This window comes from Planococcus shenhongbingii (assembly GCF_030413635.1).
Classification (GTDB): domain Bacteria; phylum Bacillota; class Bacilli; order Bacillales_A; family Planococcaceae; genus Planococcus; species Planococcus shenhongbingii.
In genome coordinates, this window is sequence record NZ_CP129235.1 from 988,819 (window position 1) to 1,009,659 (window position 20,841).

Here is a 20,841-nt window from a genome sequence, read left to right on the forward strand (position 1 = left end):
GAAAGGCTATAGAAGTCTTTCCTGTTTTTTGTACGATTCGTTGTTTCAATTCTCATTTTCTTCAAGGTCATGATAAGTTTTTGGATACCCCATGGAAACCCATTCTGAACGATATGCGGAATCCAGTTCCGATAGTCCGATTTCTGCATGGTCATAAGGTGCATTCGGACTTTCTTTATGGTCGACTTCTACACTATTGCGCATGTCATGATCCGGAAATACCCAAAATGTCTTTTTTCGGTTAGTATACGTTTTTATTAACACAAAAGCTGTAGCCGCTGCTGCGCCAGCATAAAAAATCTTTTGCAGGCTTTGATCACTCATGGCTATTCCTCCATTCAAAAGATGGTGTTTTTAATGGATTTCCCTCTTCTCTGAAAGTTAATCATTTCTTACCTGAGGAAGCTGGCAGGAAAAAGGAAGGCAATAGCTTCTATAATCTCTTTTGTTTCAGCGTATAGAGAGTTCCAGCAATCAGAAATAACAGTGAAATCAACAGCGATTTATAAAAATGCGGCGGCCGGTAAGTGAGCGAAATTTTATTGAGGCCAATGTCAGCCGGAATTGCGATAAATGCATAATTTGCTTCCAGCACATTGACTTTTTTATCATTAACTTCGGCTGTCCAACCGATTTCATACGGCACTGGCATGGCCAGATATTTTGCTTCCGTTTCATTCAAATACTGGGCCTCCAAGCGGCTGCCATTCCATTTGACTTGCTGATTCGGGTGTTTTTCCATTGCAGCAGCACGCAGCACATCGTAAGGCTCTTCAAAAACCTCGAGCTCTGTCAGGTTGTAAGTGCCTTTTGGCATTCGGATTCGAATCGACTCATCCGCTGGCACACGGATTGTAAGATCGTCTACGAACGTTTTATAAACGGAAATATTCGATTTTCTTGAAGTTCTGTATGAATTCACTGTAAGCGGAAAACGGGCATCCAATGCTTGGTTCTCAAGATGAAACGATACATATAAGTCACTTCCAGACGGCACAGGCTCAGTGAGCAGGAGATTGACACCGCCTGTTTCACCAGTCACATTTAAAATGCCGTCTTCCAATAGCGCATTCTTATTTTCAATTGCGTATGATAACTTTTTGGGAGCAGGAGGGAGTGGGGAGGAAATCTCCGTTTCCTTCAAGATGACACCCGTTAACAAAGCATGTTCACGCATTAAAATCGGCATCCTTTCTAATCTCTCCTCACTGTACACTGCCGAAGCTCCATGTACGAACGGCAAAGGATAGCGGTTTTCATAAACGGCATAATTATCCGAAGCCAACACCTGTTCAAATCCGGCCGGAACATTAACATCTTCGAGTGGTAAAATGCTGTATTTCCCTTGCAGCAAGCTATGCAGATTTGCTCGTTTGCCGAGAGTCGCATAACGGCTGACGCTTTCCCTTGCCATGTCAATTTCCAAGTCATATAAATAAAAGCGGAGGAGCTGCTCGTTTAAAATGCTGGAATAAGCACTTAAACCCCGATAGTTCATGGCAATAGGAGTGTTATTTCGAATTCCCTCCATCCACTCAATGCGGTAGACAGGATCAGTTTCCCGTTTCCGGATTTCATCAAGCAAACCAAAAATTTCAGGATCGTTATAATCCGGGCCAGTGATCAACTCCTTAGTCACAAGCTGGGTTTCCCCTCTGATTACCAATAAGACATATTCAGAACCATTTACAGAAAATAGCAACGTTAATACAATAAAGACAGCAGCAACTTTCCCATAAACAGCATCGCGGCTCGCCTGGGCGAACAGCACAAATGTAAAAAGGGCGATTCCCATGACTCCAAGAAATAAAGGAAACTGAACCGTTCTTCCTTGTTCCATTAGCGCTAGCAGAAATTGATAACCACTTGCCACAATTCCCGTCCCCAATAACAGGAGGACAACGGATTGGCCAATTCTGGACTTTTTATGCAAAGCCCATACATATGAAAAAAAGAGCAGCAGTGTCACGGCAATGACAACGGCCAGTATTGAGCGCTCAATGCCCAGATTCGGATCGATCAAGGCGAATAACGCATAACTGAGCAATGCCAGGCCGCCGGCTATGGCAATATGCTTTAGCTTTAACCAAGACAGATTACTGAATCCGGCAGCAACTGCCCCGCCGGCAGCAAAAGCCATAAAATATTCCCAGCGGTACTGGGGAGCCGAGAAGCCATTGAACATGCTTGCCGCTTTCGGGCTATAGTGAAGCAGAATGCAAAACAGCACAAGAAACGCGAAAAAACGGAATTTCTGTTCACGATAAAGCGGAAGCGCGAAGACCAGCAAAACAAAAACGGCCGGCAGTACTATAAAAGCACTGGTAAATAAAATATTGTCGATGAATCCTAACCAGTTGACGTCTTGAGAAAAAGGCGGGCGGTGATTGTTCAAATAAGCATAGACGGCTGGTATAAACGACACCGCACTGATACCGGCACCTATCAAACCGCTTATCAAAAGTTTGGTTATAGCTGTCTTTTTAGGTGATTCGCTTTTTTCAAGTGGCAGAAAGAGCCGGAAAAGAATATAAATGCCGATCAGCAGGAAGTTGACATAAGCAAAGTAGAAATTATCAATCATCGATATAGCGACAGCGGCCATAAACCAGCCGCCCTTTTTTTCACGAAAAACTTTCTCTGCCCCGAAAATGAGAAGCAGAAGCCACAAATAAGCATCAGCAAAAAACTCCCAATAGGTGGCATGGCGAAAATAAATGTTGGAAAAAGCATAAACACATGCACCAAGAAAAGCCGGTACGGGACGGAATTTCATATATCGAAAAACGAAGGTGGCAATAAATAAGACAGCAGCGAGCCGAATGATGTTGATGATAACGGCAGCATGTGCCCAAAACAAGATATCCGGTGAACCGATGATTCCTGCTGATTCAAGAAGGAAAACGGCAGCGACGGTTATGATGAAGATTATAGAAGTAGAAAAATAATAAGCCAGTTCGCTATATGTGCCGGTGCCAAAGCCAAAGAGAGTTGAATAGAAAAATTCTCCTGCTGTATATTGATGATAAAGAAGATGTTTAAATGGCAGCATTTGCGACAAGCCGTCGTTTGGCCCCGCCATAAAACGGTTGGCGGCTAATTCACGGAGAAAGATGCCATGAGCCGCTGCACTCAACAATAAGCAACAAATACCGAAAAGCATATAAGGAAGAAGTCTGCGCATAAGTCACCCGCTTAGAATTATAATAGGCATCGATTAATGTCTTCGGAAAACTGAGAATTTAGTCAATTCAATCCATCAAAGAAAGCGTACCATTTTTGCGATTTGTTTTATACAGGATTATTGATAACAGAAAATTTTCCATTTAAAAACTGCGCCTTCATCCACTGATGGGGGCGCAGTTTTTATCTTTTAAACTTTCGGAAGATCTTTCACAAGTGAAATAAATGAACGGGAAGTATAAGGGATGTAACGGTTTTTAGCAGAAATAATACCAAGCACCCAAGGAAAAGTATTAGTTAGAGACAGCGTTTTAAAGGGACCGTCTTTGACCCGCTCGCAAATAAGTTTTGGCATCAAAGTGACACCTAAATTCTTTTCAACCATGCCGACTATAAAATCCCATTGCGAACTTTCATAAGCGATTTTTGGAGTAAAGCCTTCACTGATGCAGAATTCGACAGTTCGGCTGTTCAGCGTAAATTCCTTGCTTAACAGCAAAAAGGAATCATTTTTGCATTCGACTAAATTGATGATGCCCCGATTCGCCAATGGGTGGGATTCATGGACAAGCAGCTTGATTTCCTCATGTACAAAAGGCACCACATCGAATTTCTCCTCGTCGACAGGCAGCATGACGAAACCCAAATCGACTTCTCCGTCGAGCACTTTCTGCTCTACTTTCTTGGCGCCATCTTCTGCCAGCAAAATTGCCACATCAGGATAAGCTTTTTGGAATTCAGCGATTATGGTAGGGAAAAACAATGTGCTGATTACAGGAGGCAAGCCGATATTAATTTTGCCTTTTTTCAAATTCATGACATCGTACAAGGAAGACGTTAAGTCATCAAGGCTATTGACGATTTTTTGTGCTTGTATAAAAACCACTTCTCCTGCATCTGTCAATACGATTTTGCGGGAAGTACGATCAAATAAAGTAACATCCATTTCTTCTTCTAAATTTTTAACCATTTTACTTAAAGTGGGCTGCGTGACATGCAGCGCTAATGCAGCTTTAGTAAAACTTCTATGCCTGGCTACTTCAATGAAGTAACTTAATTGGCGAATATCCAATTTCTTCACGGCCTTTCTATAACTTTTAGTTATGGAAACTATAGGTATTATTCATTTTACCTATCAGATAATGAAGTGTACACTAAAAAAATCGTCAGGTCTAAATATTTTGAAAACGCGATCTTTTTTATTTGAGCTCATCGAAAGCGCTTTCATATTCAATTTTAGCTCTTTTATTTATGGGGACACTGACGGAAATAATTATATGCGAAAAAAATTGCAGCGGATTCGAAGCAAGATGCCTGTTAAAAGCAGAAGGGGAACTGCTGAAAAACGAAGAAGCTGCAATAAAATCAAAGGGGGAAAAACATGTTAAGTATGATCGGATTAATTGGAGGACTTGCCTTACTTATCTATTTGACGATGAGAGGCATGAACTTGCTGATTGCTGGGCCGTTAAGCGCGCTTGTCGTCGCTTTGTTCAGCAGCCTTCCACTGTTCCCGCAGATGGTAGCGGAAGGGGAAGTGAATTTTTTAGGCAATTATATGACCGGGTTTTCCGGATTTATCACTTCCTGGTTCCCGATGTTCTTGCTTGGAGCAATTTTCGGGAAATTGATGGAAGACAGTGGAGCGGCTGACAGTGTATCACGCTGGCTGGTCGGGAAGTTTGGCATCAAGCGAGCGGTACTCGCTATTGTCATCGCTTGTGCGGTACTGACTTTCGGAGGAGTCAGTTTGTTCGTTGTGGCATTCTCGGTTTATCCGATGGCGCTCAGCTTATTCAAACAAGCGGATCTTCCGCGCCGATTTATTCCGGCTGCACTGGCTTTAGGTTCAGTTACATTCACAATGACTTCAGCCGGATCGCCGGAAATCCAGAACTGGATTCCAATCGAATTCTTGGGAACTAGCCCATACGCCGGATGGGAAGTCAGCATCGTCGTTGCTGTATTTATGGCGGTATTCGGTTATTGGTGGCTGAAACGCATGATCAATAAAGCGGTCAATAAAGGAGAACGCTTTGAAACACGCAAAACCGATCCATTGGTAGAAGAGCGTAATTTGCCAAGTCCGATTATGGGATTGATTCCGCTATTGGTTGTTTTGGTGATTTCGTATATCTTCCATGATTCTTTGAAAACATCAGCATTGATCATTGCGCTTCTTGGCGGTGTAATTGCCACTTACTTATTGAATAGAACGCATTTCCATGACTTAGGCAAAGCATTGACTGATGGTACAATTGGTGCACTGATCGCCATCGGAAACACGGCAGCGGTTGTCGGGTTTGGTGGTGTTGCAAAAGCTGCGCCTGCATTTCAGGTAGCAGTTGACGCAATGACGAACATTCCAGGAAGCCCATTGATTGGCGGAGCGATTGCGGTTAGTGTCATCGCCGGCATCACCGGCTCATCTTCCGGTGGACAGGCCATCGCCTTGCCATTATTGGCACCGCATTATTTGGATATGGGTGTAAATGCAGAAGCGCTTCACCGGACGATTGCAATTTCTTCCGGAGCGCTGGATTCACTGCCGCATAACGGTTACGTCGTAACGACAATCCAGGGCATTTGCGGGGAAACCCATAAAGCTGCATACGGCTCTGTCGGTGCGGTAACGGTTATTGTGCCAGCCCTTGGAACCATTATTGCCATCGTCTTGTTTTCACTAGGTATGGGAATTTAATAATTTCTGGAGGTCATATGAATGGTAGAAAATAAAGTGGTGTTTATTACAGGAGCAGCAAGTGGCATTGGGTATGAAATTAGTGCAGATTTTGCCGAAGCAGGTGCCAAAATCGTATTGACGGATATTAATGAAGAAGCAGTTAAGAAAGCGGTACAAACTCTGAAAGATCAAGGCCATGAAGTGATTGGCATCAAAGTGGACGTGACAAATGAAACGGAACTTGCGCAGGCAATCAATAAAACCGTTGAGACATTTGGTTCGCTTGATGTTCTGATCAATAACGCAGGTATGCAATTCGTGTCTCCAATTGAAGAATTTCCAACTGAAAAATTCGAGCTCTTGGTGAAAATTATGCTGGTCGCTCCGTTTGTTGCAACAAAGCATGCTTTTCCAATCATGAAAAAGCAAGGCAAAGGCCGCATCATCAATATGGCGTCCATTAACGGCTTAGTAGGTTTTGCTGGAAAAGCAGCCTATAATAGTGCGAAACATGGCGTTATCGGTTTGACGAAAGTAGCAGCTCTTGAAGGGGCGGAGCATGGCATCACAGTAAATGCAATGTGTCCAGGCTATGTTGATACGCCGCTCGTGCGCAACCAGATGGGCGATTTGGCAAAAACACGCAATGTCTCTTTGGACAAAGTGCTGGAAGAAGTCATCTATCCTTTAGTGCCGCAAAAACGGCTCTTGTCTGTACAGGAAATTTCGGACTATACGATGTTTTTAGCAAGCGACAAAGCGTCAGGCATCACAGGACAGGCTGTTGTTTTAGACGGCGGATATACTGCGCAATAAAATCAAAACCGTCCGTTGCCACTAAGCAACGGACGGTTTTAAGCTTGTTGAGAAAGTTTAAATTAGTATCAGTGATTACTTCTTAACCGATATTCCGCCAACCAGCTGCGAAGACATTGGCCGAGGATTGTGAGGCCAAGTCTTTGCGACGAAGCGCGCAGCGCTGCAGGAGCATATGTTTTAGCCGCGGGCGAGCGCCAAGCCGCTTCGTCGCTTACGCTCCTGTTTCTGTCTCTGCATCGCTGCGCTAGCTTCGAGACATGGAAAAGCGTTGCATCGCTGCGCTAGCTTCGAGACATGGAAAAGCGTTGCATCGCTGCGCTAGCTTCGAAACATGAAAGGGCGTTGCAGGGTCTCGGCTGTCTCGTCGCTTACGCTGCCCCGCAGGCAAGACATTGGCCGACGCCTGCGAGGCCAAGTCTTTGCGACGAGCTTGCGCAGGAGCAGTATGTTTTCCTCCGCTGGTTGGCTCCATATCTGGTGAGCAGGAACAAATAAGAGAAGGGTTTCTCAAAAAATCACACTTTTATAGAGTCTCTAAAAGTGATAAAAGAGAGCAGAATGCAGCGGAAGGCGGCGAAGGGCAAAGATGTGCTCCTGCAGCGCCAGGCGCTTCGTCGCAAAGGCACCACCCAACTACGGTTGGCTGATGCCTTTCCTGCGGGAGCAGCGAAGCGAGGCGAGTCCTGAGACCCCGCAGGGAATGAAAGGGCAAAAGCAGTTTGCCCCCTTCATTTGCGACGAAGCTAGCGCAGCGATGCAGGAGCACGAGGTTTTCGCCAGCGAGCGAGGAGGCTTAGGCCGCCCCCCGCGAAAAGCGTCCGCCGTGGAGCGAAATGAAACGGCGGCTGAGAGTTTCACAACAGCCTGAAACCCGTCCGTTGCCAAGAAGCATTGGACGGTTTTTTATTAATTTTTCTTAGCCAGTTCTAGTGCAATATCGGCTTTTTTCAAATCATGCTGAATTTGTTCATCGACATCATAGGCATGATACATTTCATTTTGATCATGTATTGGGCGATTTTGTCGTGAGTTTCAATGGCGTTGTCTAACTCACGGCGCAATATTTTTTTGACTTGAGGTGTTGCCGTTTCTGTAATCGCTACGGCGATGTTGCGGACAGCAGCTTTTGCCGTAACGAGAAAATCCGTTGCAATTGCTAAATCATCCAACATGGAGCCAGGAATTGCTAAGTTTTCTTTATTAATCGCTTCTTTTTCGGCTGCGTCATTTTTTTCTGTTCGTCTTGTTTAGCCATAATATTCTTCCTTTCCAGTCAATTATTTTGTAGAATCTTCCAGGATTTTACGTAAATCTTTAATTGCTTTTGTAGAAAGTTCCACGTCTTCATCAAGAATTTCTTTTAATTTCTTGTCTTCAACCAAGCCGCTGAATACTTTGCTTTTCGCGACACAAGCTGTTTTAAAGATTAATAGTTCATGGACTTCGAGTAATTCATGTGCAGCAAGTTCTTTTGCCATCAGTAATCCCTCCAATTTCAAGTTTGTAAAGGCAACACTAGTCAGGTTTTATCCGCTCTTCTTTTCTTTATGCATGATTTTTTATTTTTTTACTCAAGAAATATTTATTGATTTTTCTGAGTATTTATACCTTAACAATAGACATGGGAGACTTTTTCGTGGTTTATTAGAAGGGAATCACTATGAAAAGGAGCTGCAATGCATGAAAACGAGTGAAACAACTTTTCCGATTACTGAAGTGCGTGAACAATTTCCAGCATTAAAAAGAACGTATCATGGAAAACCGGTTGTTTATTTTGACGGCCCCGGGGGCTCCCAAGTAGTGAAGACAGCAATTGCAGCGATTGCCGGATATATGGAAAACGGCGGAGCGAATTTGCATGGTGCATTCCCTTCAAGCTGGGAAACGGAAGAAGTCATCGCAGAAGCTAAAAAAGCGGTGGGGGACTTCTTAGGAGTTCAGATGAATGAAGTGGCTTTTGGAGCAAATATGACCACACTTACGATTGCCATCGCTAATGCACTTGGCAAGCAATTTGAAGCAGGGGATGAGATTGCCGTAACGGAAATGGACCACCGGGCAAATGTTGATCCGTGGCTATTGATGGCAAAAGACCGAGGGCTGAAAGTCAGATGGATTAAAGTGAATACGGAATCGTTGACGCTTGATTTATCGGATTTAGAAGAAACAATCAACAAAAAAACCAAGTTGGTGGCGATTGGACTTGCATCGAATGCGATTGGAACCATTGTTGATCTGAAACCCATTGTGGAGCGTGCAAAAAGAGTCGGCGCTTTGGTGGCAGCGGATGCCGTCCATGCAGCGCCGCATATTCCGATTGACCGCGACCGCCAAGGCATAGATATCCTGTTATGTTCGGCTTATAAGTTTTTCGGACCGCATGTTGGAATTGCGGCAATCAAAGAAGATGTTTTCAAAAAGTTGGAGCCGTATAAACTGGTGCCGGCACCAAGTTACTATCCGGATAAATTAGAAACCGGTACGCAAAACCATGAAGGCATTGCCGGAATTCGTCCGGCAATTGAATTCTTTGCAAGTTTCGGGGGAGGTGACACGCGAAGGGAACGGATTCTTTCTGGGCTCGAGAAGATTGAAGGATACGAAAACAACTTAGCTGCCCGTTTAAGAGAAGGGCTGGCGGCTCTTGATAAAGTTACTTTGTTTGAAGCGGATCACAGCGTTCCTAAAACTCCGACAATCGCTTTTCAAGTAGCAGGAATTGCACCGGAAGAAGTATGCAGAATCATGGCGGAACAGCACAGCATTTTTGTCGCCTCTGGACACTTTTATGCATCGACGCTGGCCGACCGTCTGGATATCAATAAAAGCGGCGGCTGGATACGGGCCGGGCTGGCGCCGTACAATACATTTGAGGAAGTCGAACGATTTATAAAGGCGGTTTCAGAACTTTAAAATCAAAAAAGCAAGGTTCAGCATTCGGCTGAACCTTGCTTTTCTTATATTTAGAAATAGGTATTTTTCATTTGCCTTAGAAAGGATCCTGTGTTGAAACCAGTTTCGCTTGTACAATATAGCGGTCTGGAGCATAGCCGATAAAGTCAAACGGATAACAGGTAGTCAATGTCAGAACAGACTCGTCTTTTTCCACAATTACGCTGCGGTCTTCAGCATCAGTGATCCACATATCGGTGATTTCGTAGACATAGATTTTGTCTTCGTATTCCAGCAGCACTTGATCTTGTTTTTCCAGTTCGCCAAGTTTTACAAAGACGGTGTCGCGATGTCCGCTCAACACCGTATGACCATGGCCGCCGGGGACAGTGGTGAGGTCACTGATATACATGCCTACACCTTTTTTTAATGTTGCAGGATCAGCACCCCAATAAACCGAATATTTTTGTTCGATTTTTGGAATTATCAACTTTGCTGTTTGTTCACCAAGCTGCCGGTCGATTCCTGAAGTCAATATAGGAGTAGGTTCAGGCATCGGCTGCGGTTGCGGCTTTTTTTTGCCTGATTCTTCTTTTACTTTTCCAGTTTCACTGCCAGCTGCTGCTTCGACTTTCTTAAAACTTTCAATCTCCGCATTGGTCAGGTTTTGTGCCGAACTTTTCGCTGTGTACCATTCCGACAGACTAAAAAGGCCGATTGCTAAGCCGGCAATTATTAAGACCAGCCCCAACCATTTGTTCATAATAATTCACCTCAAAGGAAAAAGGCAGGAGTGGATCTGCCTTTTTGAAATATTAAGTATTAAGCTTGCTGGCTTTTCCGGCGGAATAACAACAACGAACCCAGTCCGGCAATACCTGCGCCAAACAGCATCATAAGTGGATTGTTGGAAGCCGTATCAGGCAGCTCTTCACCTGTTGCAGCTTCTTCTTCAGTTGCAGCATCGTCCGAAGAATCATCTGCTTCTTTGCTTGCAACAAAACTATTGTATTCGCTTTGGCTTACTTCACAAGCCAAGCCGTCATTGTCGCGGTCCAGGCCATGGGGATCATTGTCAGCACTAAAGCCATTTGCATACCAGAATTCCATTACTTCCTGATGGGATGAAAAATCCCCGCAATCCTTGTCGTTTACCGCGGCTTGTATGTCAAGAGAAGTGCCAGCAACCAGAAGCAAAATCATCGAACTGCCTAATACCGTTTTTTTCAACATATTTTTCCTTCGCCTCCTAGAAATTGTATGTAACAATCTTTAAATTATCCTTTGTTTAAAAATTCAAACAATTATTTTCAAATTATTTAAATATTTTCCAATTAAAATTTTCGGAAATAAATGCATTGTCAGCCTTTTTGTTCTTTCCGGTATATATGGTACAATACAAGGACAAGCTTTTCTGATAACGGAAGAGATCATTTCATTTTCCGGAAAGGAAAATGATCAAAGGAGAATGAATTTTTTGAGTCAACAACACAACAATACTTTACCACCGAATTACGACGAATTGAGAAAGGCTGTAAACCGGACAGCAAACTGGAAAGAACGTTTGGCTGCGGTTGAAGAGCTGAGCAAATGGAAGCATAAACAGACAATTGATATATTGACGCACCGCTTGAACAACGATCCCGTTTATAAAGTGCAAGAAGCCGCTTTTGAGGCATTGCAGGATTTTGGGCTAGAGGTGGAAATGCCGGAGCGCAAAAAATTCGACTTGATCAAAGATACTTCAAAAACATTTGTGCGCCTTAAGAAAAGTTTGCCGAAAGACCATACTTTTGAGGATTTCAAAGTGAAATTGCAAAAAACACGTGTGGATATTTATGATACGTATAAAGGCGATAAAGGCGCTGACTTCGACCAATGGCTCGAAGACCAGTGGAAAGCAATTCCAAGTAAATACTCAAGAAAATAAATGAAAAGCCGTTCCTTCAATTGAAATATTGAAGGAACGGCTTTTTTATTTGTACTGGCTAATATGAAGAGCTGGATCACACATCAAGAATAATTTGGCCTTTTCCCATCGTTACGGCCTGTCCTCCAATTTTCACTTCTTTTATGGTGCTCCCTTTTTTAACAATAGTGATATCGATATAACTGGGCCTCTCAATCTCAAATCCTTGTTCGCTGCGTATCAAGTAAGTGCCGTCTGTTGTTGCAGGAATCATCCCGTGCTCCACCAGATAAGCTCCTAATGGACCGCTTGCTGCCCCGGTGGCGGGATCTTCCTGTATGCCCATTGCCGGCGCGAACATTCGGCTGTGGACGGTAGATTGTTTTTCTTCGGTTTGCATCGTGAAAACGAAGATATGCTGTGTGTACTGATTTTGGCTAAACTGCCTTTCCCAGATATCAGCGCGAAAATTGATTTCTTTCATGGCATTCAAAGAACGGACAGGGATGAATAAAAAGGGGATACCTGATGAAACGGATTGGATCGGAAAGCAGTTATCCAGATCTTTAGGTGAAAGTGACAGCAAATCAGCAACAAGTCCGGGTTTTTGAAAAGGGCTGCCAAAAACAGGGAGCGGCTGTGTCATCTCGACTTTTGTAATTTCCATGGCTTCTTTGTAAACCGTTACAGGGACCTCTCCTATTTGTTCTTCTAAAAGCCACTCATTTGTGCCCGCTTCAGTTGGAATGATTCCTTTGCTTGCTAAGACAAAAGCGGCACCTACTGTCGGATGTCCAGCCATCGGCAATTCTATTTTCGGAGTAAAGATCCGCAGGTTTTTATGGTGTTCCTGATTGCTGGGAGGGCGGATGAAAACCGTCTCCGAAAGGTTCAGTTCACGGGCGATTTTCTGCATAGTTTCTGCCGAAAGCTCAATTTCATCGTGGAACACTGCCAGCTGATTTCCACCAAAAGGGCGGCTGGTAAAAACATCAATCAATTCATAATTCAAAGTTGTCATAGTTTGCCTCCATTCTGTTTCGTTTTTAACCCATTTTTATTTCAACAGCCTATCCCACTCCACCAATACATCACCGATTTTCCGGTCATGGATCACTTGGTCCGCGAATCGGTCGAGCGGCGTTTCTTCCTGGTTGACAATCACGAGCTGTGCGCCGTTTTCTTTTGCGATGAGCGGAAATTGATTGGCCGGTGTGACACTGAGCGATGAGCCAAGAACAATGAATAATTCGGCGCGTGCTGCTTCTTCGAACGCTATATTAAACGGTTCCTCCGGCAGCATTTCACCGAACAGCACAACAGAAGGGCGCAAGTATCCGCCGCAAGTTGTGCATTGGTAAATCCCATTTGCATATTCTTCGCTATTGAAAACTTTGCCGCACGAATTGCAGAAAACCGTCTGCAGCGTGCCATGCAGTTCAGCAACGTGCTCGCTGCCTGCTTTTTGATGAAAGCCGTCCACATTTTGCGTGATGATCGATTTGACGAGTCCACGTTTTTCCCATTCGGACAGCAAGCGATGTCCTTTATGCGGTCCGTATTCTTTTACTCTAATCACTCGGTTTCGATAAAAATCCATAAACTCTTCCACATTGTTATTCAAAGCTTCAATGCTTGCAACTCTGCTCGGATCTTTTTGTTGCCACATGCCTTGGTTGGCTGAACGGAAGTCTGGCAGACCGCTTTCCGTTGACATGCCTGCACCGGTAAAAATCACAGTATACCTTGAAGAGTTCAACCAATCACTGATCATTGCTCTTCCCTCCCGAAGAAAATTCTGTCAATTCAAGTATATCGAATTTCTATTGTAATTGTTATTATATTGAATGATTGAAAACAAGCGGTATTGAAGGGATTCCTGAACAAAGCAGCGAATAAAAAGGGAAAGGTATTTTGCGTAAGAAATATGAATACTGGAGGGATCAAGATGAAGTATTCAAATTTAGGGCGATCGGGTTTGCGCATTTCGAACCTTAGTCTTGGAACAATGGCTTTTGGCCGATGGATCGATGAAAAAGCTTCTGCAGAAATTTTAGACCGGGCAATTGATGCCGGCATTAATTTAATCGATACCGCTAACTTTTATGGAAAAGGACAAGATGAAGCTTTTAAATACGGGACAGGTGAATCTGAAGAGATCATTGGACGCAATTTGAAAGGCAGACGGGATAAAATCGTTTTGGCGACAAAAGTAGGTCTACCAGTCGGGCAGTATGTCAATGATGCCGGTCTGTCAAGATTTCATATCATGAGAGAAGTGGAAAATTCTTTGAAGCGGCTCAGAACCGATTACATTGATTTATATCAGGTTCATCGATTTGATAGACGGACTCCGTTGGAAGAGACGTTATCGGCGCTGACTGAGTTAGTCAAACAGGGAAAAGTCCGCTATATTGGCTGCTCGAACTACGCGGCTTGGCAAATGGCAAAAGCGAACGGCTTCAGTGATTTCTATGGGCTCGAACATTTTATCTCTTCTCAGTCCCAATACAATCTGCTATCCAGAGAATTGGAGCATGAAGTAATCCCTTTTTGCCTTTCTGAAAGAATGGGATTACTGGTTTACAGTCCGATGGCACGCGGTATGCTGTCTGGCAAGTATGACTCAAAAGAGGGACTGCCGGAAGAAAGCCGGGCTGCCAAAGGAGAACAATTGATCCAGCATTATTTCACAGATGCAAATTTCGAACGCATTGATAAATACAAACAGTTGGCAGAAGAGCAAGGTGTCAATCTTTCACAGTTTTCGCTGGCATGGATTTTGAATCAACCGGCGGTCACTTCGGCAATTGTGGGAGCCAGCAAGCCGCAGCACGTGACAGAAGCGGTGAATATCAGTGATTGGAAATGGCCGCATGAGTTAAATGAAGCAGTAAAACTGTTATAACAGTTTTAGAAATTTGCGTACAAGAAAAGAGGAAGAACATGAATAATGTATTAGGCGTCGACATTGGCGGGACGAAGATCAGACTGGCAATTGTCGGGCAGCAGGGAACACTGTCATTTGATGAAACTGTGCCGACAAAAATTCCGCTGTATCCTTATCTGGAAGAACAAATTCTGCGGATCATCAAGCATCACCCCGAAGTGAATGCAATTGGCATCGGGACACATGGCTTCGTGGATTCCATTAATGGAAAAGTGATTTATGCCACTGACATTCTGCCGGGATGGACAGGAACCGACTTGAAAAAACAGCTGGAAGCTGCAACAGGAAAAAGAGTTGAAGTAGACAATGACGCAAATTGTGCGGCTCTTGCAGAAGCTAAGATCGGAGCGGCAAGAGGGAACAGCCGCGTCGTTTGTTTGACCCTTGGCACGGGTCTTGGAGGCGGCATTATTTGGGATGGTAAATTGTTAAGCGGGGGACCGCACGGCGGTGCTGCTGAAATTGGGCATATGGTGTTATATCCGAATGGAGTCTTATGCCCTTGCGGCCGGCGCGGCTGTTACGAGCAATACGTTTCAGGAACAGCGCTTAATCGGCGCATTAAAGAAGCAGGCCTGACGATCAGTTCACATGAATTATTTGAAGTTGCGGCGACAAATCCACACGCTATGCAGCTTGTCAAAGAGTTCACAGCTGATTTGGCACAAGGCATCAGTTCTCTGCAAGCCATTTTCGATATGGAAGTTGTCGTGATTGGCGGCGGCGTGTCAGAAGCAGCTCCTTTGTGGTGGGATCAATTCATGCAGCAGCTCGAGCCGCTGCTATTGAATCCACTGTCCGTGAAAATGGCTGAATTCGGCAATGAAGCGGGAGTTTTAGGTGCGGCATTGCTATTAGAAGGAACAGAACTAAGATAAAGGATTATGAAGTTTAAATTTTGCTTGGCCCAGCCTAGTATGAAAATCTTTAAGAATTTGCATTAAAGATATAAGGGGGCGCTGTTAGTGAAAAAAACATGGTGGAAAGAGGCGGTTATTTATCAGATATACCCCCGAAGTTTCAAAGACACAAACGGGGATGGCATCGGTGATTTAAACGGTGTAATAGAAAAGCTGGACTATTTAGTGGAACTGGGAATTGATATTATCTGGATTTGTCCGATGTACAAATCGCCAAATATAGATAACGGTTATGATATTAGTGATTATCAAGACATTATGGAAGTCATGGGAACAATGGCGGATTTTGACCGCTTGCTGGCTGAAGTCCATGCTCGCGGCATGAAATTGGTCATTGATCTGGTGCTTAACCATACAAGTGATGAACATCCCTGGTTCATCGAATCCCGTTCATCGAAAAAAAATGCCAAACGCGACTGGTATGTTTGGCGTGATGAACCGACCAATTGGGAAAGTATTTTCAGTGGGCCCGCATGGGCATTTGATGAAAGAACCCGGCAATATTATCTGCACTTGTACGCGCAAAAGCAACCGGATGTAAACTGGGAAAATCCTGAACTCCGGCGAGCGTTATATGATATGACCAATTGGTGGCTGGACAAAGGCATTGATGGTTTCCGCATAGACGCCATCAGCCATATTAAAAAAGATTATACAGATATGCCGAATCCGGAAGGCCGCGATTATGTTCCGGCTTGGGGAAAGATGACCGATGTTGAAGGGGTACTTGATTTTTTAGTGGAATTGCGGGATGAAACATTCGCCAAATACGACGTAATGACAGTCGGAGAAGCAAATGGAGTAACCACTGATGAACTGGAAGAGTGGATTGGTGAAGAGAACGGCGTAATGAACATGCTGTTTCAATTCGAAACCTGGTATTTAAGGAAGCTGGATGAACCATGCGGTGTCAATATAGATGCGCTCAGAGACGTGTTGACCCGCTGGCAGGAAGCGGCTGAAGGGATAGCATGGAATGCGCTTTATGTCGAAAATCATGACCGGTCCCGCATTGTGTCAACTTGGGGAGATGATCATGTCTATTGGCGTGAAAGTGCGACTTCGATCGCTTTTATGTATTTTTTCATGCAAGGAACGCCTTTTATCTATCAAGGCCAGGAAATCGGGATGACCAATGCCCCTTTCAATGACATCATATTATACGATGATGTGAAGACCTTGAACTTATACCGTTATAAAAAAGCGGAAGGCATGGACCATGATGCCATTATGGAAATGATTAAAATGAGCAGTAGAGACCACTCGCGTACACCGATGCAATGGCATGGCAGCAGTTATGCCGGCTTTTCGACCGCACAGCCTTGGCTCAATTTGAACCCCAATTATACATGGCTAAATGTGGAAGCACAGCTCCCCGATCCTTTATCTGTCTTAAACATTTATAAGCGCATGATCGCTTTGCGGAAAGAAAATGAAGTTCTGATTTATGGGACTTATAAACTGTTTGAAACTCCATATTCCTGCGTTTACGCGTACACTAGAGAAGATGAAACAGCAAAAATGCTTGTAGTATCCAATCACAAAGATGATCCTCTTAAGTGGACGGCGCCAGATGGAGCGACATTGCTGCTCGATAATTATGGATCGGAAGATGCCAATAAACTGCGGCCATTTGAAGCCCGGTTGTATCAACTAAGAAAATAAGTTGAAAATCTGCTGTAGCGATTTAAAGCCATTCTGTTTAAATTAGGCTGGTTCCGGCTTTGTTAGTGCCGGTACAGTGGTAACTGATTGAAGTGTTTTTTAAAACCTTTCAGCCTATCAGCCGAAAGGTTTTTTAATATAATGGAAAGAGAAAGTTCATTGAAAGGGCGGGAAAGTGATGTATCGAAAGCAACAATACGTTTTTCAAGACGGCCTACCAGTGCTGGCCACTGTCAGAAACTATCTGGAAAAGGATTTTGAAGGTTTGATGGCAGTGCAGCGGGAAAGTTTTCCACCTCCTTTCCCAGAAGACTTATGGTGGACGGAGAATCAACTGGAAAGCCATTTGGAAAATTTTCCGGAAGGTGCACTATGCATAGAAGTAAACGGGGAAATCGCTGGTTCTGTGACTAGCTTAATAGTGGATTTCGATCCGCTTCATCCTCACCATACTTGGGAGGACATCACCGACAATGGCTCAATAGGCAATCACCAACCGGACGGAAATACATTATACATTGCTGATATATGTGTTAAACCATCCTATCGCAAGCTGGATTTGGGTAAACTGCTCATGCAATCGATGTACGAACATGTTATCCAGTTTAAATTGGACCGCTTGCTTGGAGGGGGGCGGCTTCCGGGATATCATCGCTATGCGAATGAATGGACACCAGAGCAATATGTGCAGCAGATAATCAGTGGTCAAATAAAAGATCCAGTCATCACTTTTTTGCTTCGTTGCGGCCGTACGCCGGTATGCTTGGTGCCTGGATATCTGGAAGATGCGGAATCGCGTAACTTTGGCTTATTAATGGAATGGAAAAACCCTTTTTGCACTTGAAGATCTTTTCCAACTCATAAAAAGGAGCGGTCTCTGCAATAGCAGAAACCGCTCCTTTTATGAATTCAAATCAAGCCGGAATGCCTTGACCACAATGCCATCGTCCAGTGGTTCAAAGTCGAGGGCAGGGATGCGTCTGAACCCTAATTTTTCATACAGCCGCATAGCGTTTTCCATGAAATTTGCCGTATGCAGACCGACAAAGGTGGAACCGTCTTCTTTGGCTTGCTTGATGCAATGCTGCACTAAAGCTTTTCCGATCCCATTGCCTCTAAAGCTAGCGTCTACGGCAAGCATGCGGATCTCGGGGTATTCTAAAGTTTGTGAATCCCATTCATAAGCTTTTGTCTTTGAAGGGAATAAAACGACACTCCCTGCAATATCTCCATTTATTTCAGAAACATATATTTCAGCGCCTGAGTCTTTTACATTCTCTGACGACAACGTGCCTTTTAAGACGTTCCAATGGCCTTCCGGAATTGCATGTTTATAAGCGGCGTATGAGGCAAGCCGCTGCTTTTTAATCATATCGTATTCATTGTCATGCGCTTTTCTGATTAACAAATGACCATCTCCTATTTAATTCAGTATTCACAAAAGCCTTGAATTAAAAGTATTTTCGGTAAGTATAACATTTTTAATGGTTATTTTCTGGCTAGCGGATTTCTTTTTCCTTGCTAGCAACAAAAATAATAATAAAAGTTCTTTCGAAAATGTAAATGCTTACATGTGAAAGTTTTTTGACAAATATCAATTTTTTGCCTAATAAAATTTTTAATTCATTGAATTGCGTAAATATTGCTCTATAATGAGTTAAAAGAAAGGATAGATGCCTTATGAAAAAAGATTTGCGTATTAACAGTAAAGTGTTTGAAGGGTCCATGAAAGCACCGAACCGGGCGATGCTCCGGGCAGTAGGGTTTTCAGATGATGATTTTACAAAACCACAGATCGGCGTTGCGAGTACATGGAGCGAAGTCACTCCTTGTAATATACATATTCATGATTTGGCAGTAAGCGCAAAAAAAGGCGCAGCAGAAGCTGGCGGAAAGCCGATGATTTTTAACACAATCACAGTTTCGGATGGAATTTCAATGGGGACGGAAGGGATGAAGTATTCACTTTCCAGCCGCGATGTAATTGCAGATTCAATTGAAACAGTTGTTGGGGCGGAGAGCCTTGATGGACTCGTAGCAATTGGCGGCTGCGACAAAAACATTCCAGGGTGTTTGATTGCCATCGCGAATTCAGAAGTGCCTGCTGTATTTGTTTACGGCGGAACGATTGCCCCGGGAAGAAACAACGGGCAGGATATCGATATTGTGTCAGTATTTGAAGGGGTAGGCCAGCATAACGCCGGAACAATCGACGATGGCGCTCTTCGCAAAATCGAATGTGCTGCTTGTCCAGGAGCTGGTTCTTGCGGCGGGATGTACACGGCAAATACGATGGCATCTGCTGCTGAAGCGATGGGCATGAGCTTGCCGGGCAGTTCATCCAACCCGGCTGAAACAGAAGCGAAACTGGCGGATTGTGAAGAAGCGGGAGCAGCGGTATACAATCTTCTTGAACAAGGCATTTATCCAAAAGATATTATGACCAAAGAAGCATTTGAAAATGCGATCACAGTCGTGATGGCGCTTGGCGGCTCCACTAATGCCATTCTGCATTTGCTGGCGATTGCCCATGCAGCTGAAGTCGATTTGACGATCGACGACTTTGACCGGATTCAAAAAAAAGTGCCGCATATCGCTGATTTAAAGCCGAGCGGGAAATACGTCATGCAGGACTTGCACCGTGTAGGCGGCGTGCAAGCGGTGATGAAAATGCTTTTTGAAGCGGGATACATCCACGGTGATTGCATGACGGTTACGGGTAAAACAGTGGCAGAAAACTTGAAAGATGCACCTGGTTTGCTGGAAGGGCAGCAAGTAATCATGCCGCTCGATAATCCGAAGCGAAAAGACGGTCCGCTGATCGTTTTGAAAGGGAATCTGTCGCCACGTGGAGCAGTCGCGAAAATGTCCGGCGTAAAAGTGAAGCGCCATTCTGGCCCTGCACGCGTTTTTGACAATGAACCGGAAGCGACTGCAGCAGTTATGGCGGATCAAATCAACGACGGCGATGTTTTGGTCATTCGTTACGTAGGACCGAAAGGCGGGCCGGGAATGCCGGAAATGCTGTCAATTTCGGGAATTCTTGTTGGTAAAGGAATGGACGAAAAAGTTGCATTGCTGACAGATGGCCGTTTCTCTGGGGGAACTCACGGACTGGTCGTAGGGCATATTGCACCGGAAGCGCAAGTCGGCGGACCGATTGCTTTGCTGAAAGAAGGCGACATCGTAACCATCGATTCAGAAACACAGGAAATTACGGTGGACGTATCAGACGCTGAACTGGAAGAACGCCGCAAGGCATGGATTGCTCCTCCTTTGCATAAAAAAGGCGTCCTTGGCAAATATGCGCACAATGTAACTTGTTCTTCTAAAGGAGCCGTTACCGATTATTTAAACCGAGAAGAAACAACCGCATCAACAGCAGCAGTAAAAAATTAAATAAGAACAATTGGAAAAGGGATGCCCCCGAGTTGGGGGCATCCCTTTGATTTTGCAAGGTAACATTCACTTATTTTTGACTCAATTTTTCATCCCGTTTAATCGGGGGAATCATTTCCATTGAAAAGTATTTCTTTCAGTGCCGCGGTCATAGTTCCACTGGGTGCTTTCTAACTTAAGCAACGTAAACCCTACCTTCTTTTACGTCCTTGCGATCCTTAAATCGCGCCAGTGTGAATAAGTATTCTCAAAAACATTAATTGTAGAATGCCAGATTATCAAAATATATCAGTTACCTCGTTGTTAACTGGAATAGTATCTCATGTTTTCAGGAATTGGTCAATCTATTTGTTTGGCCGTTTTTTAATTTAATGAAATTTGCCTATTAGGGTATAATAAAAAAAACAATGTTAGTGGAAGA

General features: G+C 44.1%; 19 protein-coding genes. 9 read left to right on the forward strand and 10 right to left on the reverse strand.

The genetic code is table 11. From position 1 onward, the window contains the following. Positions 1 to 45: 45 nt before the first annotated feature. The 3 genes from QWY16_RS04880 to QWY16_RS04890 all read right to left on the reverse strand — a co-directional run bounded on the left by QWY16_RS04880 (position 46) and on the right by QWY16_RS04890 (position 4,255). Positions 46 to 324 carry a hypothetical protein gene (locus QWY16_RS04880; protein WP_300991788.1) on the reverse strand — a complete coding sequence of 93 codons (279 nt, stop codon included), beginning with the start codon at positions 322 to 324 and terminating at the stop codon, positions 46 to 48. 109 nt (positions 325 to 433) lie between these two features. Next, entirely contained in the window at positions 434 to 3,184 is a 2,751-nt protein-coding gene (locus QWY16_RS04885) for a YfhO family protein (RefSeq protein ID WP_300991789.1), read from the reverse strand. Between the two features lie 189 nt (positions 3,185 to 3,373). Further along, positions 3,374 to 4,255 carry a LysR substrate-binding domain-containing protein gene (locus tag QWY16_RS04890; RefSeq protein ID WP_300993291.1) on the reverse strand — a complete coding sequence of 294 codons (882 nt, stop codon included), beginning with the start codon at positions 4,253 to 4,255 and terminating at the stop codon, positions 3,374 to 3,376. A 309-nt stretch (positions 4,256 to 4,564) separates the two neighbouring features. On the opposite strand from QWY16_RS04890, the gene QWY16_RS04895 reads away from it, so the two are divergent. Continuing rightward, the gene (locus QWY16_RS04895) at positions 4,565 to 5,884 is read left to right on the forward strand and encodes a GntP family permease (protein WP_300991790.1); all 1,320 of its coding nucleotides are present in this window, start codon (positions 4,565 to 4,567) and stop codon (positions 5,882 to 5,884) included. 21 nt (positions 5,885 to 5,905) lie between these two features. Further along, a complete protein-coding gene (locus QWY16_RS04900; protein WP_300991791.1) occupies positions 5,906 to 6,682 on the forward strand; it encodes a 3-hydroxybutyrate dehydrogenase in 777 nt (258 codons plus the stop codon). Positions 6,683 to 7,632: 950 nt separating this feature from the next. Here the strand turns inward: QWY16_RS04900 and QWY16_RS04905 are convergent. After that, positions 7,633 to 7,857 carry a spore coat protein gene (locus QWY16_RS04905; RefSeq protein ID WP_436837165.1) on the reverse strand — a complete coding sequence of 75 codons (225 nt, stop codon included), beginning with the start codon at positions 7,855 to 7,857 and terminating at the stop codon, positions 7,633 to 7,635. A 105-nt stretch (positions 7,858 to 7,962) separates the two neighbouring features. Continuing rightward, on the reverse strand, positions 7,963 to 8,163 hold the full coding sequence (locus tag QWY16_RS04910; protein ID WP_300991792.1) for a spore coat protein: 201 nt from the start codon (positions 8,161 to 8,163) through the stop codon (positions 7,963 to 7,965). Between the two features lie 202 nt (positions 8,164 to 8,365). Between QWY16_RS04910 and QWY16_RS04915 the strand changes: the two genes are divergently transcribed. Next, positions 8,366 to 9,598 (forward strand): cysteine desulfurase-like protein, encoded by a 1,233-nt coding sequence (locus tag QWY16_RS04915; protein WP_300991794.1) that lies wholly within the window; start codon positions 8,366 to 8,368, stop codon positions 9,596 to 9,598. A gap of 76 nt (positions 9,599 to 9,674) precedes the next feature. On the opposite strand, the gene srtD is transcribed toward QWY16_RS04915, so the two are convergent. Together srtD and QWY16_RS04925 are read right to left on the reverse strand one after the other, a co-directional pair. Further along, the gene (gene srtD, locus QWY16_RS04920; protein WP_300991796.1) at positions 9,675 to 10,340 is read right to left on the reverse strand and encodes a class D sortase, LPxTATN-specific; all 666 of its coding nucleotides are present in this window, start codon (positions 10,338 to 10,340) and stop codon (positions 9,675 to 9,677) included. A 59-nt stretch (positions 10,341 to 10,399) separates the two neighbouring features. Next, positions 10,400 to 10,810 carry an LPXTG cell wall anchor domain-containing protein gene (locus QWY16_RS04925; RefSeq protein ID WP_300991797.1) on the reverse strand — a complete coding sequence of 137 codons (411 nt, stop codon included), beginning with the start codon at positions 10,808 to 10,810 and terminating at the stop codon, positions 10,400 to 10,402. Positions 10,811 to 11,045: 235 nt separating this feature from the next. On the opposite strand from QWY16_RS04925, the gene QWY16_RS04930 reads away from it, so the two are divergent. After that, positions 11,046 to 11,507 carry a HEAT repeat domain-containing protein gene (locus tag QWY16_RS04930; RefSeq protein ID WP_300991798.1) on the forward strand — a complete coding sequence of 154 codons (462 nt, stop codon included), beginning with the start codon at positions 11,046 to 11,048 and terminating at the stop codon, positions 11,505 to 11,507. Between the two features lie 76 nt (positions 11,508 to 11,583). Here the strand turns inward: QWY16_RS04930 and QWY16_RS04935 are convergent, their stop codons facing one another. Beyond that, on the reverse strand, positions 11,584 to 12,507 hold the full coding sequence (locus QWY16_RS04935; protein WP_300991799.1) for a PhzF family phenazine biosynthesis protein: 924 nt from the start codon (positions 12,505 to 12,507) through the stop codon (positions 11,584 to 11,586). 36 nt (positions 12,508 to 12,543) lie between these two features. Beyond that, complete coding sequence (locus QWY16_RS04940) at positions 12,544 to 13,260, reverse strand: NAD-dependent deacylase (protein ID WP_300991800.1); 717 nt, start codon at positions 13,258 to 13,260, stop codon at positions 12,544 to 12,546. Positions 13,261 to 13,434: 174 nt separating this feature from the next. Between QWY16_RS04940 and QWY16_RS04945 the strand changes: the two genes are divergently transcribed. The 4 genes from QWY16_RS04945 to QWY16_RS04960 all read left to right on the forward strand — a co-directional run bounded on the left by QWY16_RS04945 (position 13,435) and on the right by QWY16_RS04960 (position 17,865). Further along, positions 13,435 to 14,394, forward strand: coding sequence for an aldo/keto reductase (locus QWY16_RS04945; RefSeq protein ID WP_300991801.1), 960 nt, complete (start codon positions 13,435 to 13,437; stop codon positions 14,392 to 14,394). Between the two features lie 38 nt (positions 14,395 to 14,432). After that, on the forward strand, positions 14,433 to 15,314 hold the full coding sequence (locus QWY16_RS04950) for an ROK family protein (protein ID WP_300991802.1): 882 nt from the start codon (positions 14,433 to 14,435) through the stop codon (positions 15,312 to 15,314). Between the two features lie 87 nt (positions 15,315 to 15,401). Further along, positions 15,402 to 17,021 (forward strand): alpha-glucosidase, encoded by a 1,620-nt coding sequence (locus QWY16_RS04955; protein WP_300991803.1) that lies wholly within the window; start codon positions 15,402 to 15,404, stop codon positions 17,019 to 17,021. A 178-nt stretch (positions 17,022 to 17,199) separates the two neighbouring features. Further along, positions 17,200 to 17,865 carry a GNAT family N-acetyltransferase gene (locus QWY16_RS04960; RefSeq protein WP_300991804.1) on the forward strand — a complete coding sequence of 222 codons (666 nt, stop codon included), beginning with the start codon at positions 17,200 to 17,202 and terminating at the stop codon, positions 17,863 to 17,865. A gap of 57 nt (positions 17,866 to 17,922) precedes the next feature. Here the strand turns inward: QWY16_RS04960 and QWY16_RS04965 are convergent, their stop codons facing one another. Beyond that, complete coding sequence (locus QWY16_RS04965; protein ID WP_300991805.1) at positions 17,923 to 18,429, reverse strand: GNAT family N-acetyltransferase; 507 nt, start codon at positions 18,427 to 18,429, stop codon at positions 17,923 to 17,925. 272 nt (positions 18,430 to 18,701) lie between these two features. On the opposite strand from QWY16_RS04965, the gene ilvD reads away from it, so the two are divergent. Continuing rightward, on the forward strand, positions 18,702 to 20,420 hold the full coding sequence (ilvD, locus tag QWY16_RS04970; protein WP_300991806.1) for a dihydroxy-acid dehydratase: 1,719 nt from the start codon (positions 18,702 to 18,704) through the stop codon (positions 20,418 to 20,420). Positions 20,421 to 20,841: the final 421 nt, after the last annotated feature.

Excerpts from the sequence above, each read along its gene's own strand:
- QWY16_RS04930 (WP_300991798.1), top strand. The coding sequence starts at position 11,046 with ATGAATTTTTTGAGTCAACAACACAACAATACTTTACCACCGAATTAC.
- QWY16_RS04925 (WP_300991797.1), bottom strand. The coding sequence starts at position 10,810 with ATGTTGAAAAAAACGGTATTAGGCAGTTCGATGATTTTGCTTCTGGTT.
- QWY16_RS04910 (WP_300991792.1), bottom strand. The coding sequence starts at position 8,163 with ATGGCAAAAGAACTTGCTGCACATGAATTACTCGAAGTCCATGAACTA.
- QWY16_RS04950 (WP_300991802.1), top strand. The coding sequence starts at position 14,433 with ATGAATAATGTATTAGGCGTCGACATTGGCGGGACGAAGATCAGACTG.
- QWY16_RS04945 (WP_300991801.1), top strand. The coding sequence starts at position 13,435 with ATGAAGTATTCAAATTTAGGGCGATCGGGTTTGCGCATTTCGAACCTT.
- QWY16_RS04895 (WP_300991790.1), top strand. The coding sequence starts at position 4,565 with ATGTTAAGTATGATCGGATTAATTGGAGGACTTGCCTTACTTATCTAT.
- QWY16_RS04940 (WP_300991800.1), bottom strand. The coding sequence starts at position 13,260 with ATGATCAGTGATTGGTTGAACTCTTCAAGGTATACTGTGATTTTTACC.
- QWY16_RS04935 (WP_300991799.1), bottom strand. The coding sequence starts at position 12,507 with ATGACAACTTTGAATTATGAATTGATTGATGTTTTTACCAGCCGCCCT.
- QWY16_RS04960 (WP_300991804.1), top strand. The coding sequence starts at position 17,200 with ATGTATCGAAAGCAACAATACGTTTTTCAAGACGGCCTACCAGTGCTG.
- QWY16_RS04900 (WP_300991791.1), top strand. The coding sequence starts at position 5,906 with ATGGTAGAAAATAAAGTGGTGTTTATTACAGGAGCAGCAAGTGGCATT.
- srtD (WP_300991796.1), bottom strand. The coding sequence starts at position 10,340 with ATGAACAAATGGTTGGGGCTGGTCTTAATAATTGCCGGCTTAGCAATC.
- QWY16_RS04905 (WP_436837165.1), bottom strand. The coding sequence starts at position 7,857 with ATGTTGGATGATTTAGCAATTGCAACGGATTTTCTCGTTACGGCAAAA.
- ilvD (WP_300991806.1), top strand. The coding sequence starts at position 18,702 with ATGAAAAAAGATTTGCGTATTAACAGTAAAGTGTTTGAAGGGTCCATG.
- QWY16_RS04915 (WP_300991794.1), top strand. The coding sequence starts at position 8,366 with ATGAAAACGAGTGAAACAACTTTTCCGATTACTGAAGTGCGTGAACAA.
- QWY16_RS04880 (WP_300991788.1), bottom strand. The coding sequence starts at position 324 with ATGAGTGATCAAAGCCTGCAAAAGATTTTTTATGCTGGCGCAGCAGCG.
- QWY16_RS04885 (WP_300991789.1), bottom strand. The coding sequence starts at position 3,184 with ATGCGCAGACTTCTTCCTTATATGCTTTTCGGTATTTGTTGCTTATTG.